The sequence below is a fragment of the Mycobacterium rhizamassiliense genome, from assembly GCF_900157375.1.
GTDB lineage: Bacteria > Actinomycetota > Actinomycetes > Mycobacteriales > Mycobacteriaceae > Mycobacterium > Mycobacterium rhizamassiliense.
Genome location: NZ_LT721901.1, coordinates 1,918,905 through 1,937,431, shown reverse-complemented (window position 1 = coordinate 1,937,431; position 18,527 = coordinate 1,918,905). Strand labels below are relative to the sequence as shown.

19 protein-coding genes are annotated in these 18,527 nt (G+C 67.6%); 7 read left to right on the top strand and 12 right to left on the bottom strand.

Annotation, left to right across the window (positions count from 1 at the left end):
* The first annotated feature begins 15 nt into the window (after positions 1 to 15).
* Positions 16 to 1,080, top strand: coding sequence for an ATP-dependent DNA ligase (locus tag MRAB57_RS09365; RefSeq protein WP_077087319.1), 1,065 nt, complete (start codon positions 16 to 18; stop codon positions 1,078 to 1,080).
* A 22-nt stretch (positions 1,081 to 1,102) separates the two neighbouring features.
* Positions 1,103 to 1,930 (top strand): mycofactocin-coupled SDR family oxidoreductase, encoded by an 828-nt coding sequence (locus tag MRAB57_RS09360; RefSeq protein ID WP_077087318.1) that lies wholly within the window; start codon positions 1,103 to 1,105, stop codon positions 1,928 to 1,930.
* Here the strand turns inward: MRAB57_RS09360 and MRAB57_RS09355 are convergent.
* The 3 genes from MRAB57_RS09355 to MRAB57_RS09345 are packed head-to-tail and all read right to left on the bottom strand — an operon-like array spanning position 1,927 to position 5,078.
* Complete coding sequence (locus tag MRAB57_RS09355; RefSeq protein ID WP_077087317.1) at positions 1,927 to 3,192, bottom strand: cytochrome P450; 1,266 nt, start codon at positions 3,190 to 3,192, stop codon at positions 1,927 to 1,929. The genes MRAB57_RS09360 and MRAB57_RS09355 overlap by 4 nt on opposite strands.
* A gap of 37 nt (positions 3,193 to 3,229) precedes the next feature.
* Positions 3,230 to 3,715: an NUDIX hydrolase gene (locus MRAB57_RS09350; protein WP_077087316.1), complete on the bottom strand. Its 486-nt coding sequence runs from the start codon at positions 3,713 to 3,715 to the stop codon at positions 3,230 to 3,232.
* A gap of 7 nt (positions 3,716 to 3,722) precedes the next feature.
* The gene (locus MRAB57_RS09345) at positions 3,723 to 5,078 is read right to left on the bottom strand and encodes a WS/DGAT/MGAT family O-acyltransferase (RefSeq protein ID WP_077087315.1); all 1,356 of its coding nucleotides are present in this window, start codon (positions 5,076 to 5,078) and stop codon (positions 3,723 to 3,725) included.
* Positions 5,079 to 5,169: 91 nt separating this feature from the next.
* On the opposite strand from MRAB57_RS09345, the gene MRAB57_RS09340 reads away from it, so the two are divergent.
* Positions 5,170 to 7,083: an ABC transporter ATP-binding protein/permease gene (locus MRAB57_RS09340; protein ID WP_077087314.1), complete on the top strand. Its 1,914-nt coding sequence runs from the start codon at positions 5,170 to 5,172 to the stop codon at positions 7,081 to 7,083.
* Between the two features lie 224 nt (positions 7,084 to 7,307).
* Here the strand turns inward: MRAB57_RS09340 and MRAB57_RS09335 are convergent, their stop codons facing one another.
* On the bottom strand, positions 7,308 to 8,165 hold the full coding sequence (locus MRAB57_RS09335) for an SDR family NAD(P)-dependent oxidoreductase (RefSeq protein WP_077087313.1): 858 nt from the start codon (positions 8,163 to 8,165) through the stop codon (positions 7,308 to 7,310).
* A gap of 104 nt (positions 8,166 to 8,269) precedes the next feature.
* On the opposite strand from MRAB57_RS09335, the gene MRAB57_RS09330 reads away from it, so the two are divergent.
* Genes MRAB57_RS09330 through MRAB57_RS09315 form a run of 4 tightly spaced genes read left to right on the top strand, consistent with a single transcriptional unit; the run spans position 8,270 to position 11,221 of the window.
* On the top strand, positions 8,270 to 9,355 hold the full coding sequence (locus MRAB57_RS09330; RefSeq protein ID WP_077087312.1) for an NAD(P)H-dependent amine dehydrogenase family protein: 1,086 nt from the start codon (positions 8,270 to 8,272) through the stop codon (positions 9,353 to 9,355).
* A complete protein-coding gene (locus MRAB57_RS09325; protein ID WP_077087311.1) occupies positions 9,352 to 9,858 on the top strand; it encodes a VOC family protein in 507 nt (168 codons plus the stop codon). The genes MRAB57_RS09330 and MRAB57_RS09325 overlap by 4 nt, the downstream gene beginning before the upstream one ends.
* Complete coding sequence (locus tag MRAB57_RS09320; protein WP_077087310.1) at positions 9,855 to 10,628, top strand: SDR family NAD(P)-dependent oxidoreductase; 774 nt, start codon at positions 9,855 to 9,857, stop codon at positions 10,626 to 10,628. Before MRAB57_RS09325 ends, MRAB57_RS09320 begins: the two co-directional genes overlap by 4 nt.
* The gene (locus MRAB57_RS09315; protein WP_077087309.1) at positions 10,625 to 11,221 is read left to right on the top strand and encodes a TetR/AcrR family transcriptional regulator; all 597 of its coding nucleotides are present in this window, start codon (positions 10,625 to 10,627) and stop codon (positions 11,219 to 11,221) included. The genes MRAB57_RS09320 and MRAB57_RS09315 overlap by 4 nt, the downstream gene beginning before the upstream one ends.
* A 3-nt stretch (positions 11,222 to 11,224) precedes the next feature.
* Here MRAB57_RS09315 and MRAB57_RS09310 read toward each other — a convergent pair whose 3' ends face one another.
* Genes MRAB57_RS09310 through MRAB57_RS09275 form a run of 8 tightly spaced genes read right to left on the bottom strand, consistent with a single transcriptional unit; the run spans position 11,225 to position 18,481 of the window.
* Positions 11,225 to 12,454, bottom strand: a complete 1,230-nt coding sequence (locus MRAB57_RS09310; protein ID WP_077087308.1) for an acyl-CoA dehydrogenase family protein — start codon at positions 12,452 to 12,454, stop codon at positions 11,225 to 11,227.
* Positions 12,451 to 13,590, bottom strand: a complete 1,140-nt coding sequence (locus MRAB57_RS09305; protein ID WP_077087307.1) for an acyl-CoA dehydrogenase family protein — start codon at positions 13,588 to 13,590, stop codon at positions 12,451 to 12,453. Before MRAB57_RS09305 ends, MRAB57_RS09310 begins: the two co-directional genes overlap by 4 nt.
* Positions 13,587 to 14,132, bottom strand: a complete 546-nt coding sequence (locus MRAB57_RS09300) for a carboxymuconolactone decarboxylase family protein (protein ID WP_077087306.1) — start codon at positions 14,130 to 14,132, stop codon at positions 13,587 to 13,589. The genes MRAB57_RS09305 and MRAB57_RS09300 overlap by 4 nt, the downstream gene beginning before the upstream one ends.
* Positions 14,133 to 14,140: 8 nt before the next feature.
* Entirely contained in the window at positions 14,141 to 14,986 is an 846-nt protein-coding gene (locus MRAB57_RS09295; RefSeq protein ID WP_077087305.1) for a TauD/TfdA dioxygenase family protein, read from the bottom strand.
* A 30-nt stretch (positions 14,987 to 15,016) separates the two neighbouring features.
* On the bottom strand, positions 15,017 to 15,352 hold the full coding sequence (locus MRAB57_RS09290; RefSeq protein ID WP_077087304.1) for a hypothetical protein: 336 nt from the start codon (positions 15,350 to 15,352) through the stop codon (positions 15,017 to 15,019).
* Positions 15,353 to 15,354: 2 nt separating this feature from the next.
* Positions 15,355 to 16,626 carry an aromatic ring-hydroxylating oxygenase subunit alpha gene (locus MRAB57_RS09285; protein WP_077087303.1) on the bottom strand — a complete coding sequence of 424 codons (1,272 nt, stop codon included), beginning with the start codon at positions 16,624 to 16,626 and terminating at the stop codon, positions 15,355 to 15,357.
* 41 nt (positions 16,627 to 16,667) lie between these two features.
* Positions 16,668 to 17,423, bottom strand: coding sequence for an SDR family NAD(P)-dependent oxidoreductase (locus MRAB57_RS09280; protein ID WP_077087302.1), 756 nt, complete (start codon positions 17,421 to 17,423; stop codon positions 16,668 to 16,670).
* Entirely contained in the window at positions 17,420 to 18,481 is a 1,062-nt protein-coding gene (locus tag MRAB57_RS09275) for a ferredoxin--NADP reductase (protein ID WP_077087301.1), read from the bottom strand. The genes MRAB57_RS09280 and MRAB57_RS09275 overlap by 4 nt, the downstream gene beginning before the upstream one ends.
* Positions 18,482 to 18,527: the final 46 nt, after the last annotated feature.

Genomic DNA, 18,527 nt, shown 5'->3' with positions numbered 1-18,527 from the left:
CAGCACAATCGGGCTATGGACCTACCCGTCATGCCGCCGGTTTCGCCGATGTTGGCCAAGTCGGTCAAGACGATCCCGCCGGATGCGTCGTACGAACCGAAGTGGGACGGATTCCGGTCGATCTGTTTCCGGGACGGCGACGAGGTCGAGCTGGGCAGCCGCAACGAAAAGCCGATGACCCGCTACTTTCCCGAGCTGGTCGCCGCGGTGCGGGCCGAGCTGCCGCCGCGCTGCGTGATCGACGGCGAGATCGTGGTCGCCACCGAGCACGGCCTGGATTTCGAAGCGCTGCAACAGCGCATCCACCCGGCCGACTCGCGGGTGCGGATGCTCGCGGAGCACACCCCGGCATCGTTCATCGCGTTCGACCTGCTGGCCCTCGGCGACGACGACTACACCCGGCGGCCGTTCACCGAGCGCCGCGCCGCCCTGGTCGACGCCTTGGCGGATTCCGGTCCGTCCATCCATGTCACGCCGGCCACCACTGACCTCCAGACGGCGCAGCAGTGGTTCGAGGAATTCGAGGGCGCGGGGCTCGACGGCGTCATCGCCAAGCCGCTCACGATCACCTATCAGCCGGACAAGCGGATCATGTTCAAGATCAAACACGAGCGTACGGCCGACTGCGTGGTCGCCGGGTATCGCGTGCACAAGTCCGGCGGCGACGCGATCGGGTCGCTGCTGCTCGGGCTGTATCAGGACGACGGCCAGCTCGCCTCGGTCGGCGTGATCGGCGCCTTCCCGATGGCCGAACGTCGGCGGCTGTTCACCGAATTACAGCCGCTGGTAACCGAATTCGACGACCATCCGTGGAATTGGGCCGCGCACGAGGCCGGCGAGCGCACCCCGCGCAAGAACGAGTACTCGCGGTGGAACGCCGGCAAGGACCTGTCGTTCGTCCCGCTGCGGCCCGAGCGGGTGGTCGAGGTCCGCTACGACCACATGGAGGGCCGGCGTTTCCGCCACACCGCGCAGTTCAACCGGTGGCGCCCCGACCGCGACCCCGGCTCGTGCACCTACGACCAACTCGAACAGCCGCTGACTTTCAGCTTGGGCGACATTGTGCCCGGCCTCGGCTGAACAAAGTGGTTCACTTAGCGGCATGACTGATCCCGTCGCCCCCCTCGCCGGCAAGGTCGCCTACGTCACCGGAGCCGCCCGCGGACAAGGCCGCTCGCACTGCATCCGGTTGGCCCGGGCCGGCGCCGACATCGTCGCGATCGACGCCTGCGGGCCGGTCGCCGAAAGCAACGGCTACGAGCCGGCAAAGCCCGAAGACCTCGCCGAGACCATCAATCTCGTCGAGGGCGAGGGCCGCAAGATCCTGGCCGAGGAGATCGACGTGCGCGACCTGGCCGGCCAGCAGCGGATCGTGGCGAACGCGATCGAGCAGTTCGGCCGCCTGGACATCGTCGTGGCCAACGCCGGTGTACTCAATTGGGGCCGGGTGTGGGAGATTTCGGCCGAGCAGTGGCAGGAGACCCTCGACACGAACCTGACCGGGCTGTGGAACACGATGAAGGCCGCGGTGCCGTCGATGATCGCCGCCGGCAACGGCGGGTCCATCATCAACATCAGCTCGGCGGCCGGGATCAAGGCCGTCCCGGGGTGTGGTCACTACTGCGCCACCAAGTTCGGGGTGGTCGGCCTCACCAACTCGCTGGCGGTGGAGCTCGGCGAATACGGCATCCGCGTCAACTCCGTACACCCCTACGGCACCGACACCCCGATGGGCAACGACCTGTCGATGTACCAAGTCTTCCAAGAACATCCGAACTACATCTTCAGCTACTCGCCGGGCGCTCTGCCCACCGAGTCGCTGGCCGCACCGGACCTGATCTCCGACATCGTGGTGTGGCTGGCAAGCGATGCGTCGTCGTTGATCACCGCCGCCCAAATCCCGGCCGACAAGGGCTATCTGAAGATCTAGACCTCGACGGTCAGGGCCGACAGGCCGCGCAGGGTGACGTTCGGCTTGTACAGCGGCTCGCTGCCCAGGCGCGCGTTCGGGAAGCGTGCCGTCAGCGCCGACAGCGCCACCCCGGCCTCCAGCCGCGCCAGCGGCGCCCCCAGGCAGTAGTGCGCCCCACGCCCAAGGCCCAAGTGCCGGAACACTTCCCGATCAGGATCGAACACGTCGGGCCGATCAAACTCGGCCGCGTCCCGGTGCGCCGCCGCCAGCAGCAGCATGATCACATCGCCCTCGGGCACGATGGCGTCCCCAATTAACATGTCGCTCAGGGCGATTCGGACCAGCATCTGCACCGGCGGGTCGTAGCGCAGGCTCTCCTCGATGACGGCGGAGGCCCGGTTGGCGTCGGCGCCCAGCGCCGACCATTGCGACGACTGGCGCAGCATCGCCAGGATCGCGTTGCCGATCAGGTTGACCGTGGTCTCGTGACCAGCGACCAGGAGCAGCACGCAAGTCGAGACGATCTCCTCCTCGGTCAGCTGATCGCCGGACTCCTCGACGGCGATCAGCCCCGACATCAGGTCGTCGCCGGGCCGTGAGCGCCGCCGCTCGATCAGGCCGTGCAGGTACCCGCGCAGCCACGCCCCGGCATCGAGGCGTTCCTGCAGACCGTCCGAGGCGGAACCGGTGAACATGACGAACGGGTCAAGCGCCTGGGCCAGTAGTCCCGACGCGTGACTGAATTGCGGCTCGTCGTCGAGGGGCACACCGAGCAGCCGGCAGATGACCGCCACCGGCAGCGGATACGCGAAATCCTCGACGACGTCGAAGCTGCCCTTCTCGGCGATCCGGTCCAGTAACCCGTCGACCAGCGCGGTGATGTCGGGGCGCAAAGCGTTGACCACCTTCGGGGCGAACGCCTTGCCGGCCAGCTTGCGCAGCCGCGTGTGATCGGGGGGATCGAGGAACAAAAACCCCGGCGGGACCTGTTCGGGCGGCGGCGCGCCGTCCTTGGTGAGCTCCTCGATCTGCGCCTTCACCTGCTCCTGCGCGGCCGTCGACTTCATCCGGTCGCTGCTCGACGACGGGTGACGCAGGATCTCGTCGCAGTCCCGGTAGCTCGAGAAGACGGCGAGATGCATCTCGGGCAGCAGCATCGCCCCGCGGTCGCGGAACTGCGCGGCCAGCGGATACGGGTCCGCGCGGTTGGCCGGGTCCAGCAGCTGCAGCAGCAGGCCTTGCGATTCGGCTTCGGCTTGCTCCGGGGGCGCGGTCGTCATGCCCACATTGTGCCTGTGCCCAGAGAACGGCCCCGGCTCATGCCCCCTCGGTAAATCCCGCCAGCTCCGGCAGCGCCATCAGTCCGTCGAGGAACGCCCGCTGCCCCTTGAGCAGCTTGGCGCGTGCCTGCGCGACCGGGAACCAGGCGACGCGATCGACCTCGGGGAACTCCCGGACCTTGCCCGAGCCCTTCGGCCATTCCAGCTCGAAGGTGTTGCTGCGCGCGTCGGTGACGTCGAGGTCGCCGCCGACGGCGAAGGCCGTGACCACCTTGCCGCTTGGTTGTTTCTGCGGGCCGAAGTCCACGCGCGGCCCGTCCGGCACCGGCATCCCGAGCTCCTCACGGAACTCGCGCTGGGCGGCCGCCCACGGGTCGTCGCCGTCGTCGTACTCACCCTTGGGGATCGACCAGGCGCCGTCGTCCTTGCGCGCCCAGAACGGGCCGCCCGGGTGCGCGATGAGGACTTCGACGACGCCGTCGCGGGCCCGGTACACCAACACACCGGCGCTGAGCTTGGGCATCGATTCGTCAGACGCCGACGGCGCGCTCGAGGTCCTTGAGCGAGGACTCCAGGTGGGCCAGCAGCCGCTGCAGGTGCGGCACGCTGCGCCGGCAGCCGACCAGCCCGAAGTCCAGCATTCCGTTGTTGCTGACCAGGGTGATGTTCAGCGCCTGACCGTCCAGGATCGCCGACAGCGGGTAGCTGCCGTCGAGGCGGGCGCCGCCGTAGTACATCTGCTCTTGCGGCCCTGGCACATTCGAGATGATCAGGTTGAAGGGCGGCGCGGTGGAATTCACCCAGCCCGGCACCGCGGCCAACGCCAGCGAGCTCATGTTCACCATCGACAGCGCCAGCGCCTGGATGCGGGGCAGTTGGGAAAAAACGGTCTTGTTCTTGTACATCGACTCGCTGACGATCTCCAACCGCTTGCCGGGGTCCTCGGTGTCAGTGGCGAGGTTGCACAGGATGGCCCCGACGAGGTTGCCGCCGGCGTCGGCTTCCTCCTCCGTGCGCAGGCTCACCGGGACCATCGCGTGCAACGGGGTCTCCGGCAGCGCGTCCTGCTCGAGCAGGTAGTAGCGCAGGGCGCCCGAACACATCGCCAGCACAACGTCATTGAGGGTCACCCCCGCGGCCCGCTTGACGTTCCTGATGCGTTCCACCGACCAGGACTGCGCCGCACATCGCCGGGCGCCCCCGATCTTGACGTTCAGCATGGTCCGCGGCGCGCCGAAGGGCAGCGTCAGCTGCTGCTCGAACAGCGCCGCGCGCGCCAGCGACACCGTCGACGGGGCCAGTGCCGCAACGGATTCCACGCCGCGCATCAACGACCCCCACCGGGACGACTGCGGCGGCTTGTGGGTCCGCTTCGGCAGGTTCCAGGGCGCGCGGACCTCCAGGTCGTCGGGATCGGTCGACATCGCGCGCTGCATCAGCCGCAGCGCCGAGACCCCGTCGATCAGCGCGTGATGCAACTTGGTGTACACGGCGAAGCGGCCATCGTTGAGCCCCTCGATGACGTGCACCTCCCATAGCGGACGATGCCGATCGAGCAAGCTGCTGTGCAGCAGCGAGGTCAGCCCCAGCAGATCGCGGACCCGGCCCGGCGAGGGCAGCGCCGACCGCCGGACGTGATAGTCGATATCGACGTCCTTGTCGTAGACCCAGCTCAGGCTCGCGAGCGTACCGAGAAACGCGGCGGGGCGCTTGCGGAAAGTCGGCTGGAGCTCCTGCTGCGCGACAAGCTGATCGTAGAACTCCCGGACGAATTCACGGCCGGTGCCCGCGGGAGGCTCGTACAGTTGCAAGCCGCCGACATGCATGGGGTGTTCGCGCGATTCGCCCAGCAGAAAGACAGAGTCGGTGGGCATCATCAGTTCCATCTGACAATTAGACCCATTTCAGCGCGGTTCGGAAAGATTCGGCGGTACCTTCGCGCACAACGGCTGCCGCAGGCACGAGAGGGTTCCTGGCATGGAGAGATTCACGCCGTCGATCGACTGGGGCAACGAGCTGCTTCCGTCGTTGCGATGGATCGTCGAGAGCTGGGCGATCAGCGCGGTCTGCTTGCTCATTTTCGGAGTCGCGGTCGTCCGGTTCACCGTGTGGGGGGCCCAGTTCTGGCGCATCACCGGCGCCTACTTCCGCGGCCGGGACAGCGTCGGCGTGTGGGCGTTGTTCGGGGTCCTGCTGCTTTCGGTGATGATCGCGGTGCGGATCAACGTGTTGCTCAGCTACTACAGCAATGACCTCTACTCGGCGCTGCAGACCGCGTTCCAGGGCGCCGGCGCGGGCAACAGCGCGGTGCGCGACTCCGGCATTCATGGCTTCTGGGTGGCCATCTGGACCTTCTGCATCCTCGCGACGCTGCATGTGGCCCGGGTCATGGCGGATCTGTATCTGGCGCAACGGTTCGTCGTCGCCTGGCGGATCTGGCTCACCGATCGGCTGACGGCCGACTGGCTGGACGGCCGCGCGTACTACCGGAGCCGGTTCATCGACGGAGCCATCGACAACCCCGACCAACGCATCCAGCAGGACATCGACATCTTCACCGCGAGCGTGGGTGGTTCCGGCAACCATCCGTCCAATGGATCGACCAGCAAGCTGCTCTTCGGCGCGGTGGACTCCGTCGTCACGGTCGTGTCGTTCGGCGCGATCCTGTGGCAGCTGTCCGGCTCGGTGAGCCTCCTCGGGTTCGCGATACCCAAGGCGTTGTTCTGGGCGGCACTGATCCACGTCGTGATCGCCACGATCGTCGCCTTCTGGATCGGTCGCCCGCTGACCCGGTTCAGCTTCCGCAACGAGATGTGCAATGCCGCATTCCGCTACGCGCTGGTGCGCCTGCGCGACGCCGCCGAGGCGGTCGGCTTCTACCGCGGCGAGCGAGCCGAGCGCGGCGAGCTGATCACCCGGTTCGACGCGACGATCGACAACTACCGAGGCTACGTGCGGCGCACGATCGGCTTCCTCGGCTGGAATGTGACTGTGTCACAGGCGATCAACCCGTTGCCGTTCATCGTCCAGGCGCCCCGGCTGTTCGCGGGAGCCATCAAATTCGGCGGCGTGATGCAATCGGCCAAGGCCTTCGCAAGCATCGAGGCGTCGCTGTCGTTCTTCCGCAACGCCTACGACCGGTTCGCCAGCTATCGCGCCGCGATCATCCGCCTCAACGGCCTGGTCGAGGCCAACGTGCAGGCACGCGAATTGCCGGAGCTGACAACGGAATCCACCGATGACGGGGCGATCGAGCTGTCCGGCGTCGAGGTCCGCAGCCCGGCGGGGGCGCAACTCATCGAGCCGCTCGACCTGCGGCTGGCGCCCGGTGAGGCCCTGATCGTCACGGGGAAGTCGGGCAGCGGCAAGACCACGCTGCTGCGGACATTGGCGCAGCTGTGGCCCTACGCGACGGGCACCCTGCGCCGCCCCGATGGCGACAACGAGGTGATGTTCCTGTCGCAGCTGCCCTACGTGCCGCTGGGCAACCTGCGGGCGGTGGTGTCCTATCCGGCGCTGGCGGGCGACATCGACGACGACACGCTGCGGGACGCGCTGACCCGGGTCGCGCTACCCAACCTCGTCGCCCGCCTCGACGAGGTCCGGGACTGGGCCAAGGTGCTCTCCCCCGGCGAGCAGCAACGCATCGCGTTCGCGCGCGTGCTCGCGCTCAAGCCCAAGGCGGCGTTCCTCGACGAGGCCACCTCGGCCGTCGACGAGGCGCTGGAGTTCTTGCTGTACAACCTGTTACGCACCGAGCTGCCGGAGTGCATCGTGGTCAGCGTCAGCCACCGCACCACCATCGAGCGGCATCACCATCAGGAGCTGGCGCTGCTCGGCGACGGGCCGTGGCACCTCAGGGAGATCCCGGATCGCGTCGTGTCGTCTTAGTCGGTTTGCCGTCGGGTGTGCACTCGCGGATTTGAGTGTGCACTCACGGATTTGAGTGTGCGCCTATGGCTCGTTCATTCGGCGTGTCGTCACCCTGGACGCACGCTCAAATCCGCGAACGCACACTCGACGCCGGGAACGCACACTGACCACCCTGGACGCACGCTGACTGCGCTGGACGCACGCTGACTGCGCGCGAACGCACACTCAAAGGCGTGAACGCCCTACAGCAGGTCGGTGATCGTCTTCAGGCCGGCGTCGTAGAGCACGCCGGGCAGCATGCCGCCGTCGCATTCGATGGTCGTGCCGTTGACGAAGTCCGCCTCACCGCCGGCGAGGAACACGCAGACGCGGCCCACCTCGGCCGGCTCGCCGGCGCGGCGCAATGGCACTGCGGCGAAATACTTTTCGCCCGTCGGGTCGTCCTTGGGTAGGACGAACGACCGGAAGTTCTCCGTCATCGTCGGGCCCAGCGCCACGCAGTTGACCCGGACCTCTGGCCCCCACTCCTCGGCCAGCGACCGGGTGAGGTGGTTCAGCCCGCTCTTGGCCGCGCCGTAGGAGACCAGCGTCGGCGATCCCGCTGGGTGCCCGGCCCCGCTGGAGATGTTGATGACGCAGCCCGTGCCGTCCTGGGTGCTCATCTGCCGGTGCGCGCGGATGGCGAACCACATCGGGCTGATCAGATTCATCTGCACCGCGAACGCGTGGAACAGCGCGGTGCGCTCGAATTCGTCGCCGCTGGGCGGCGCGCCCTGAATGCGTTGCACGAGTTCGGGAATGCTCTCCACGTGCGGGGCCGGGACGGTGCCGCCGGCGTTGTTCACCAGGATGTCGAGCCGGCCGTGGGTGGCCACGACGTCGGCGACGAAGGAGTCGATCGACTTGATGTCCCCCTGATCGCAGACCCACTGCGACGCACGCGATGCCCACTCCGGCTCGATGCCGGGGATGGCGTCCAGCGGCGCCCGCGAGCACCCGATGACCGTCGCGCCCGCGCGCAGCAGCTCGTGGGCGATGCCGACACCCACGCCGCGGCTGGTTCCGGTGACGATCGCGACCTTGCCGTCGAGCACGCCCATCTATCGACCTTCCTGCCGGTGCCGGTGGTTGACAGTCACTGCCATAAGGTCATACCGTGCCATCCAGTCAGCGGCGTGTAAAGAGCGATTTCCGGAGGTCATCGATGAGTAGCGGGTCCAAGCTTCGTGTCATCCAGTGGGCCACCGGGGGCGTCGGCAAGGCGGCCATCGAATGCGTGCTCAATCATCCGCAGCTCGAGCTGGTCGGCTGCTGGGTGCACAGCGCGAACAAGAACGGCCTCGACGTCGGCAAGATCATCGGCAAGGGCGACCTCGGCGTCGCCGCCACGTCGAGCATCGACGAGATCCTCGCGCTGGATGCCGACTGCGTGATGTACAGCCCGCTGATTCCCAACGACGACGAGGTCATCGCGATCCTGCGGTCCGGCAAGAACGTCGTCACCCCGGTGGGTTGGGTGTACCCCGATCCGGGCAACGCCAGGCATCAGGCCGTCGCCGACGCCGCGACCGAGAGCAGCGTCACGCTGCACGGTTCGGGCATCCACCCCGGCGGCATCACGGAGCGCTTCCCGCTGATGCTGTCGTCGCTCTCGTCGGCGGTCACCCACATTCGCGCCGAGGAGTTCTCCGACATCCGCACCTACAACGCCCCGGACGTGGTGCGCCACATCATGGGGTTCGGCGGTACGCCCGAGGAAGCAATGCAGGGCCCGATGGCCAGCCTGCTCGAGGCTGGCTTCAAGCAATCGGTACGAATGATCGCCGACCACATGGGCTTTCGCATCGATCCCAACATCAGGACCATCCAGGACGTCGCGGTCGCGACGGCCGATATCGACTACGAGCCGTTCCCGATCACGACAGGCACAGTGGCCGCGCGCCGGTTTCGCTGGCAGGCCCTGGTCGATGGCGAGCCGGTGATCACCGCTGCGGTCAACTGGCTGATGGGCGAGGAAAACCTGGACCCGCCATGGAATTTCGAGGGTATCGGCGAACGCTTCGAGGTCGAGATCACCGGCGACCCCGACGTGCGTCTGACGTTCAAGGGCCTGCAGCCGGAGACGATCGCCGAGGGCCTGATCAAGAATCCCGGCGTCGTGGTCACCGCCAACCACTGCATCAACGCCATCCCCGACGTCTGCGCCGCCGGCCCGGGCATCAAGACCTACCTGGACCTGCCGCTGCTCGCCGGTCGCCCGGCGCCGAACCTGACGACGCAGACACCATGACCAAACCGAGTGTCCTCGACGACGTCTCGTTCTGCCATCTCGTCGTCGGGGTCACCGACATGGACCGCGCGCTGGAGTTCTACCGCGACGTGCTGGGCATGGAGATCGTGTTCGAAAGCCTCATCTCCGGTGAGCCTTTCGACGCGGTGCTGCACGCGACCCGTAAGCAGGAGGGCCGCGTGGTCGGCGGATTGCTGGGCGGTCTGATGGTCGAGCTGCTGTCCCTGGGCGCCAGGCCCTCTACCGGCAGTGCGACGCGTCCCGCCCTCACCGGGATCCACAACGTGTCGTTGTCGGTGACCGACCTCGACGACAGCCACCGCCGCATCGTCGCCGCGGGCTACACACCCGAACAGGAGCCCTTCGAAATCGGCGGTGTCCGCATGTTTTTCGTGAAGGACCCCGATGGCACCGCCGTCGAGTTCATCGAACTGCCCGACGGTGCGCGCAGCACCTACGAGATGCACCGCGGCGTGCGGCTGCAGATGGGACCCGTTAAGTGACGTATTCGCACCCCAATTCGATGAGCGGCCACGTCGCGATCGTCACTGGCGCCGCCCAGGGCGTGGGAAAGGGCGTCGCCGCCGCGCTACTCGAGCGGGGCGCCTCGGTGTTGCTGACCGACATCCAGGACGAGAAGCTGGCCGACACGACCGGCGAGCTGAAGGCGCTGGGGCCGGCCGAAAGCCTGGTCGCCGACCTGCGCGACCCGGAGAGCGGGCAGCGGATCGCGGCCGCGGCCGTCGACGCCTTCGGCGCGGTACACGGCCTGGTGAACAACGCCATCGCCACCAACGAGCCCAAGTCATTCGTGAACATCACCCTCGAGGACTTCGCGCTCGGCCACGACGTGGGCCCCCGCGCGACCTTCCTGCTCATGCAGGCCGTGCACCCGCTGATGGTCAAGGCCGGCGGCGGGTCGATCGTCAACCTCGGCTCCGGGACGGGCACCGGCGGCGAACCCAAGTGGGGCGGCTATGCCACCGCCAAGGAGGGTATCCGCGGGCTGTCCAAGGTCGCCGCCCTGGAATGGGGGCGCGACAACATCCGGGTGAATGTCATCTGCCCCTTCGCCGAATCCGACGGCGTCAAGTTCTGGAAGTCGTTCGCGCCCAAGGAATACGAGAAGGCGGTCGGACGGGTGCCGATGAAGCGCATCGGCGACGTCCACACCGACGTGGGCGCGTTGGTGGCGTTCCTGCTCGGCAGCGACGCGACGTTCATCACCGGCCAGACCATTCACGTCGACGGCGGGATCGGCAGCTTCCGGTGACCGCCGACGGCGAATCGCTCCGCGATCGACAGCGCGCACAGATCCGCGCCGACATCCGGCGTGCCGCCTTCCGGCTGTTCGTCGAACGCGGGTACGACGCCGTCACCACCGAGGAAATCGCGACCGCCGCGGGCGTTTCCCCGCGCACCTTCTTCCGGCACGTGCCGACCAAGGAGGAGCTGCTGCTGGCGCCCGTGCGTCATGGCGGTGCGGCGATCGTCAACCTGCTGGAAAAGCGTCCCGCGTCCGAGCCGCCCGACGTCGCGCTGATCAACGCCATCATCACCAGGACCCGGTCCTTCGACCGCGCCGACTGCGAGGAGTGGCGCGCGGCCCTGCTGATCGCGCCCGGCCTGCTGGACAAGGCAACGATCCACACGCCCGTCGACAAGGAGCGCGCGGTGAAGCTCATCGCCGAACGCATGGGCGCCGATCCCGACTCCGACATGCGGCCGGGGCTGCTGATCCAACTCGCCTTTGGCGCGGCCGATTTCGCGTTCCAGCAGTGGGTGCGGCAGGCGACCCACCGCCAGCCGCTCGATCGCTATGTCACCGAGGCCCTCGAGGCGGTCAAGAGTCCCTACTGGAAGTAGCGTCTACCGGGTCTTGTTGTGCCGCACCTGGTTGAACGGCACCCCGCGATCCGCGGCGTATTCGCGGGGCAGCCCGAGCACCCGCTCGCCGATGACGTTGCGGGCCATCTCGTCGCTGCCGCCGCCCAGCGCGACGGTCTGGCGGGACAGGTAGCGCTCCCCGACCTTCAGCAGCTCGTGGTCGTCGTCCACCACGCCGAGCGCGCCGACGATGTCTACCGCGGTGTCGACCTGCAGGAAGGTCACGTCGGAATGGAACAGGCGGATGATCGAGCCGGCGGCCGGGGGCAGCGTCCCGTCGCGCATCGCGCCCGAGACGTGTTCGACGAGCCCGTCGCGGACCATCCGGCGGGCCAGCACCCGGCCAATCTTGTCCTGCGCCAAGGGGTCCTCGGCCGCACCCACCGCCTCGGCCAGCGCGAATAAGTCGGAATACGTGTCCTCGGCGCGCTCCCGGCCGCGGCCGCTGGCGAACTCCGAGCCCTGCCCGACCGCGCGGCGTTCGTGAAACAGCAGGCGGCCCGCGGCCTCCCAGCCCTTGTTGACCTCCCCGACCACCGCGGAGTCGTCGAGGCGCAGGCCGTCGAAGAACTCCTCGCAGAATTCGTTGGAGCCGTCGACCTGTTCGATGCGCCGCAGCGTCACCCCGGGTGCGTGGATCGGCATCAGGAACATCGTCAGGCCGTCGTGCTTGGGCACGGTAGGATCGGTGCGGGCCAGCAGCAGCCCGTAGTCGGCGGCGAACGCACTGGTGCTCCAGGTCTTGGCGCCGTTGATGACCCACCCGTCGCCGTCGTGTTCGGCGCGGGTGATCAGGCCGGCCAAATCCGATCCGCCGCCCGGCTCGGAGAGCAGCTGGACCAATACCTCTTCGCCGCGCAATGCCGCCGAAATGTGCTGGCGCTTCTGCTCTTCGGTGCCGATGTCGAGCAGCGTCGCACAGCAGATGGTGAAGGTCGGCACGTTGAGGATCAGCGGCATCTCGTAGCCGTCGGTCTCGGCGTCGAAGGCCTTTTGGTAGTCGACGTCGAGGCCGAGCCCGCCGTATTCGCGCGGGAAACAGATCCCGGCGAACCCGCCGGCATGCAGAAGTTGCTGCAGTTCGCGGGCGCGCTGCCACGCGCCGTCGTCGTCGCGCCCGGCCCGGGGTGGAATGCCGGGATCGAGCCGGGGCATGTTGTCGGCCAGCCAGGCCCGGGCCCGGGTGGCGAAGGCCTCTACGGTCTCGGTCATGCGGCCGGTCCCCCGCTCCTGACATGCCGGTAAATAGCCTGGTGGTGTTCGCTGGGCGTGCCGAACAGGTTGCGGTACAGGGTGATTCGCCGCAGGAAGAGATGCAGGTCGTGCTCCCACGTGACACCGATGCCGCCGTGCAGCTGCACACAGTCCTGCACCATCGGCCCGGCGTGCTCGCCGAGGTAGGACTTGGCCGCGCTGACCCACAGGCCCGCGTCGTCAGCGCGGGCCGCCACCTGGTCGACCGCGCGGGCGGTGGCACCGCGGCAGGCGTGCAGCCACATCGTCATATCGGCGAGACGGTGCTTGATCGCCTGGTAGGAACCCAACGGGCGGCCGAAGCTGTAGCGGTCGCGGGCCCAGTCGATCGTCATGCTCAGCACGGCGTCGAGCATCCCGACGGTCTCGGCGCACTGCAGCAGCATCGCAACGTGGCTCTGGCGCTCGACCAGCGCGGGGGTTTGCACTGCCGAGCCGACGGCCGCGGACGCGTCGACGGCGACACTCGCGAATTCGATTCTGCCGTAACGCTTCACCAGGTCCAGGGAGCGCTGCGGGTGCACCGTCACGCCGCCGGCGTCGGTGGGCACCAGGAATTGGCGCAGGCCATCGCTCGCGCGGGCGGTGACCAGGGCCAGGTCCGCCTGCGCGCCCGCCTCCACCCGGTCCTTGACACCGTCGAGGACGTAGCCGCCTGAGGTGGCGGTCGCGGTGAGCGTGGTCCGCTGCGGATCGAACGGCCGGCCCGGTTCGTCGACCGCCCACGTCGCCACCTTCTCGCCGGCGACGAGCGCGTCGATGGTGTCCGCGTGCTCGAGGCGATTGCCCGCGTCGACGAGCCCCGCCAGCACGGTGCTCACCGGCTGCAACGGCCCGGGCGCAATCGTGTGCCCGATCTGCTCGGCGACAGCCGCCACGTCGTGCAGGCCACTGCCGGAAACGCTTCCGCCACCGAGGTCCTCGGGCACCAGCAGGCCGGTCCAGCCCAGCTCGGCGGCCTGCCGCCAAAAGGCCGCGTCGACGGTGCGGTCCTCGGCGTGCAGCGTCCGCTGCTGGGCCAGTGTCGCGTGCCGGTCCAGGAACGCGCGGGTGGTCGATAAGAACAGCTCGGTGTCGGTGGCGGTCTGGGTCACGACTTCTCTTCTTCGATGCCGAACGTGTTGACCGCCATGGCGAGCAGCGCGTAGCCGCCGATGGTGAACACCAGGTCCATGCGCTGGCTGTCGTCGAAATGGCGGCCCAACTCGTCCCATACCGGCGTCGAGATGGTGCCGCGGTCGACGAGGTCGTCGGTGGCCAGCAGCACCGCCTGATCGGTCTCGTCGGCGAGCTTCCCGTCCCGGATGGCGTCGATGTCCTGGTCGGTCAACCCCTCCCGGTGCGCGATCGGCAGGTGGTGCGACCACAGGTATTCGCAGTCCCGCCGCAGGACGACGCGCAGCAGCGCCACCTCACGGATGCGGGGTGACAGGCTTGAGCCGCGCAGCAGGTAGGCGTTGAACGGCAGATAGACCCGGGTGAGCTCCGGGTGGCGCACCAGGGTGGCCAGAATATTGCCGGCGCCAACGGGATTGGCCCGCTCGGCGGGGATGAGCGAGGCCAGCGCCGCGCGGGTGCGGTCGTCCCATTCGTCGGCGGGCAGCGGCGTCAGCCGGAGGGGGTGTTGGTTGGTCACGTGTGGGTCTATTGGATCGGCTCGTCACCAAGGACGGTGGTGCGCAGCATTTCCCGCTGCGAGTCGGGATCATAGGGCGCGGCGCGGTGCAGCACGCCGCGGTTGTCCCAGATGACGGTGTCGCCGACCGACCAGTTGTGGCTGTACACCTTGTCACGCACGGTGGCGCGGTCCAGCAACTCGGCCAACAGGGCGCGGCCTTCGTCGAGGTCCATGCCCACCACGTAGTCGGCCGACGTGCCAAGCACCAGCGACTTGCGGCCGCTGCGATGCGTCCACACCAACGGGTGCTCGTGGGTGCGCCGGGACCGCCACCGCGCCAACAGCTCTGGGCTGGGGTCGGGGGTGATGCGCCGCTGCGAGGCCTCCAGCGAGTGGACGACGCGCAGCGCACCGAACCGCTCTTTCTCCTCGTCGGTCAACACGTCGTAGGCGCCGTACGAAGAGGCGAATTCCGTTTCGCCGCCCCGCTCGGCGACCTGCTTGGCGGACAGAATGGTGGCCTTTTGCGGATAGTCGTCGCCGGTGGGCGTGCAGCCGTCGATGTGCCAGTCGAAGGTCCCCTTCAGGTAGGCCGCCGAGGAGTTCTTCGACTTGTCCAGCGTCACCGGGTAGATGCCGGCGACCGGGTGGTGACCGTCCGAGGAGTAGTCGATGTCGCCGAGCCGGTGGCAGAACGCCACCTGGGTCTCGGGGTCCAGGTGCAGTCCACGAAAGACCAGAACGCCGTTGTCCTCCAACGCATCCAGGATGGTCTGGCCCACCGGGTCGTCGGCGGCCAGGTGCGCGGGATCCAGGCCGGTGACCTCGGCGCCGACGGAGTCGCTGAGTTTGGTGATGGTGAGCAGACTCATGGTCTGTCCTTCCTTTGTGGTGTCGCGGAGTTAGGGAACCGGCCAGCCGGTCCGGGTCATCACCGCGTCGGCGGCGTCGGTCGGGGCGGGCTGGTGCATGATCTCGACCGCCATGGCGACCATGATCAGCGAATAGATCAGATGCAACAGGTTGAGCGCATCGTCGGGCAGGTCGTCAAGGTCGAACTTGTCGCAGTAGTCGATGGCCTCTTCGAGTCGCGGGAAGAACGCGTCGTAGAACGCGCGCATGTCAGCCATGCTGCTGGAGATCCGCGCGTTCCAGCGTTCGGTCTCGGTGGCCAGGCACCAGACTTTCGCGTGGTTCTCCAGCTCGGCAAAAGCCGTGGGCAGCAACGCATCCGACATGCTCACACCCCCGCGGGGGTTGGCGTCTTTTCCCGCCGATACGCCTCGACCCAGTCGACGGACACCTTGTGCAGGTGCCGCACCAGGATCTCCTGGTCGCTGAGCGGGAACTCGTCGACGATGCCGTACTCCAGCGCGGCCTGGGTGCCGCCGAGCATCCCGGCGTCCTGCAGCGCGAACTCCTTGAGGACGACGGCGGCGACTTCGTGTTCGATGCGCTCGCGAACGTTGCGCGCCGGGCTGAAGTACGTGTACGCCTCGAACCGGTGGGTGTTGTGCGAGGTCGGCCAGTACCGGTACAGCAGATACCAACCGCCGTAGATCAATATCTCGATGTTGGGGAAGATCTGGAAGTTGCTGATTCCCCACGGCTCGATGCCGCCCGGGTTGAGCCCCGCCATCGGTAGCTCGCCGATGTCCGGGGTGCGCCAGGGACCGACCAGCCCGCTCTTGGTGGCCCGCTCGATCGGATACATGTACTCGTCCGGTAGCAGCCAGCGGCGCCGGCCCGCCGTCGAGACCATGCGGTGCGGCCCGTCGAGTTGGAAGTGGCCACAAGTGAATCCGGCCTTGGGGTCGCGCACCTCCGGCGGTACCTGCTGGGTGTGCAGCGACGGCACGTGGTAGTACTCCTGGAACGCGTCGGCGAAGATCTTCCAGTTGCTGTTGTTGTGGGCCACCCAGTCGTAGCGTTCGGTCAGCTTGTCGAAGGGGTAGCCGTCCAGGCCGGTGATCATCGGGCCCAGGAACTCGCGCAGGCTCTGCCGCGGCTCGGGGTCGAAGTTGATGAAAATGAAGCCATTCCAGATGTCGCACTGCACCGGGCTGAGCCCGTAGTCGGCCGTATCGAGGCCGAAGAACTCCGATTCCTGCTGCACGAAGTTCAGCGTGCCGTCGAGGCCGTAGCGCCAGCCGTGGTACTTGCAGGTGAACTGCCGGCATGTCCCGCTGGTCTCTTCGTTGGGAAAGTCGTTCCACACCAACTTGTTTCCGCGGTGACGGCAGACGTTGTAGAAGGCGCGGATCCGCTCGTCGCGCCCCTTGACCAGAATGACGGAGCACCGCGCGGCCTCGATCTCCTTGGTGACGTAGCTGCCGACCCGCGGCAGCTCCTCGATCCTGGCCACGTTGAGCCACGCCCGCTTGAAGACCGCCTCGCGTTCGTCCTCGTAGAACTCCTTGGAGGTGGAGTCGGCGAACGAGATCGCCTCGGTGCCCAGGTCCGGATAGTGCTCGGTCCACGAGCCTTCCGGGGGCCTACCCTCTCGCACCATCTGAACCTCCTTGCAACTGAAAGCTTTTCAAAACCACGACGTCACATCACGGCCCCGCCGTTGACGCCCAACACCTGACCGGTGATGAAGCGAGCCTCCTCGGAGCACAAAAACCCGACGGCCGCCGCGATGTCGGCCCCGGTGCCCAAATAGCCCAGCGGGATGTTGCTTGCGATCTCCTCGTTGGACTTCAGGAATCCGTCCGCCTGCGCCTGGTGCTGCATCGGGGTTTCGATGCCCGACGGCGGAATGTTGTTGACGGTGATGCCGTACGAGGCGTACTCGCGCGCCAACGACTTGGTCAGCGTGATGACCCCACCCTTGGACGCCGCATAGTGCGCGGCGAAGGGTGACCCGCGCTGGGCGCTGGACGACGAAATCATCACGATCCGGCCCCAATTCGCGGCCACCATGTCCGGCAGCGCGACCTGGCAGCAGTGGAAGGTTCCGGTCAGGTTGACGTCGATGATTTTCGACCAGCTCTCGGCAGTGATCTCCCCGAACGGCGAAAACCCGAACATCCCGGCGCTGGTCACCAGGACCGACACCGGCCCCAGCTCGCTGCGCACCTTGGCGAATGCTTGCTCGACGCCGGCCCGGTCGGTGACGTCGGCGCCGACGCCGATGGCGGTGGCCCCGCCCGCGCGCATTTCCTCGGTAACGCGTTGTGCCGCTTGCTCATTGAGGTCGAGGACGGCGACGCTCAGGCCGCGCCTGGCGAGCTCGTGACACGTGGCCTCACCCATGCCCGACGCGCCGCCGGTGACGACCGCGACTCTGGAAGCGACTTTGCTCATTCGTAGACCACCCGTACCGTGCGACTCGTCGGCAGGGCCTGACAGGTCAGTACCCAGCCGTCCTGGACTTCGTCATCCTCAAGGGCATCGTTGTTCAGCATCCGGGCACTACCCTCGGTCAAGCGGGCCATACACGTTCCGCACGAACCTACCTCGCAGGACGAGGGTGCCGATAGGCCCGCCATCCGGGCGGTCTGCAGCAGGGTCTCCCCCGACGAGTAGGCCACCGTGGTAGTAGTCCGATCCAGCTGGATGGTCACCTCTTCGGTGACGACGTCGCCGGGGTCGGCTGCCGGCACCAACGGCGTCGGCGATGCCTCGAACCGCTCCAGGTGCAACCGGTCGGAAGTCACGCCCGCGGCGCGCAACGTGGACTCCACGGTGTCCATGAACGGGCCCGGCCCGCAGATGTAGAAGTCGGCGTCGGCGATCCCGTCGACGAACGCGTCGACATCGGCGGCCGTGACGATCCCGTTGTCCTCGTCGACGTGATGGCGCAGCGTGAACCGGGCCGGGTCGCCGTCGTGCAGCTTCGCCAGCTCGGCGTCGAAGATCACCGAGTCGCGGCTCCGGTTGGCGTAGAACAGCCGGATGTCGCGCCCGGTCGACGACAACGCAGAACGCAGCAACGAGAACACGGGCGTGATGCCGCTGCCGCCGGCGAACGCCACGACTGTCCGATCGGTGTCCTGCAAGACGAACCGCCCCCGCGGGGGCGCGGCGTGCAGCTCGGCGCCCGGCGTCGCGGTGTCGTTGAGCCAGTTCGACACCACGCCGTCGCGATCACGCTTGACCGTGATGCGCAGGTCCTCGCCCGCCGCGGGCGACGACGACATCGAGTAACACCGCTGAAGCTGTTGTCCGCCCACGTCAACCAACAGCGTGAGGTGCTGCCCGGCCTGGTAGCGGAACAGCCCCGCCAGCGATTCGGGGACGTCCAACACGAGCGAGATGGTGTCGGCGGTTTCCGGAATCACCCGCTTGACCTGCAGCGGCACGAAACCCTTGACCGCGTCGGTCGCAGGGCCGGCGTACGAGAGCGCGCGGGAATCCTGCATAACAGCCAGAGTATCAACTACTTGCGATTGGTCTCAAGTACTAGAC

What these genes read in the sequence shown, in the direction of transcription:
- MRAB57_RS09365 (WP_077087319.1), top strand. Translation starts at nt 16, where the DNA reads ATGGACCTACCCGTCATGCCGCCGGTTTCGCCGATGTTGGCCAAGTCG.
- MRAB57_RS09360 (WP_077087318.1), top strand. Translation starts at nt 1,103, where the DNA reads ATGACTGATCCCGTCGCCCCCCTCGCCGGCAAGGTCGCCTACGTCACC.
- MRAB57_RS09355 (WP_077087317.1), bottom strand. Translation starts at nt 3,192, where the DNA reads ATGACGACCGCGCCCCCGGAGCAAGCCGAAGCCGAATCGCAAGGCCTG.
- MRAB57_RS09350 (WP_077087316.1), bottom strand. Translation starts at nt 3,715, where the DNA reads ATGCCCAAGCTCAGCGCCGGTGTGTTGGTGTACCGGGCCCGCGACGGC.
- MRAB57_RS09345 (WP_077087315.1), bottom strand. Translation starts at nt 5,078, where the DNA reads ATGGAACTGATGATGCCCACCGACTCTGTCTTTCTGCTGGGCGAATCG.
- MRAB57_RS09340 (WP_077087314.1), top strand. Translation starts at nt 5,170, where the DNA reads ATGGAGAGATTCACGCCGTCGATCGACTGGGGCAACGAGCTGCTTCCG.
- MRAB57_RS09335 (WP_077087313.1), bottom strand. Translation starts at nt 8,165, where the DNA reads ATGGGCGTGCTCGACGGCAAGGTCGCGATCGTCACCGGAACCAGCCGC.
- MRAB57_RS09330 (WP_077087312.1), top strand. Translation starts at nt 8,270, where the DNA reads ATGAGTAGCGGGTCCAAGCTTCGTGTCATCCAGTGGGCCACCGGGGGC.
- MRAB57_RS09325 (WP_077087311.1), top strand. Translation starts at nt 9,352, where the DNA reads ATGACCAAACCGAGTGTCCTCGACGACGTCTCGTTCTGCCATCTCGTC.
- MRAB57_RS09310 (WP_077087308.1), bottom strand. Translation starts at nt 12,454, where the DNA reads ATGACCGAGACCGTAGAGGCCTTCGCCACCCGGGCCCGGGCCTGGCTG.
- MRAB57_RS09295 (WP_077087305.1), bottom strand. Translation starts at nt 14,986, where the DNA reads ATGAGTCTGCTCACCATCACCAAACTCAGCGACTCCGTCGGCGCCGAG.
- MRAB57_RS09290 (WP_077087304.1), bottom strand. Translation starts at nt 15,352, where the DNA reads ATGTCGGATGCGTTGCTGCCCACGGCTTTTGCCGAGCTGGAGAACCAC.
- MRAB57_RS09285 (WP_077087303.1), bottom strand. Translation starts at nt 16,626, where the DNA reads ATGGTGCGAGAGGGTAGGCCCCCGGAAGGCTCGTGGACCGAGCACTAT.
- MRAB57_RS09280 (WP_077087302.1), bottom strand. Translation starts at nt 17,423, where the DNA reads ATGAGCAAAGTCGCTTCCAGAGTCGCGGTCGTCACCGGCGGCGCGTCG.
- MRAB57_RS09275 (WP_077087301.1), bottom strand. Translation starts at nt 18,481, where the DNA reads ATGCAGGATTCCCGCGCGCTCTCGTACGCCGGCCCTGCGACCGACGCG.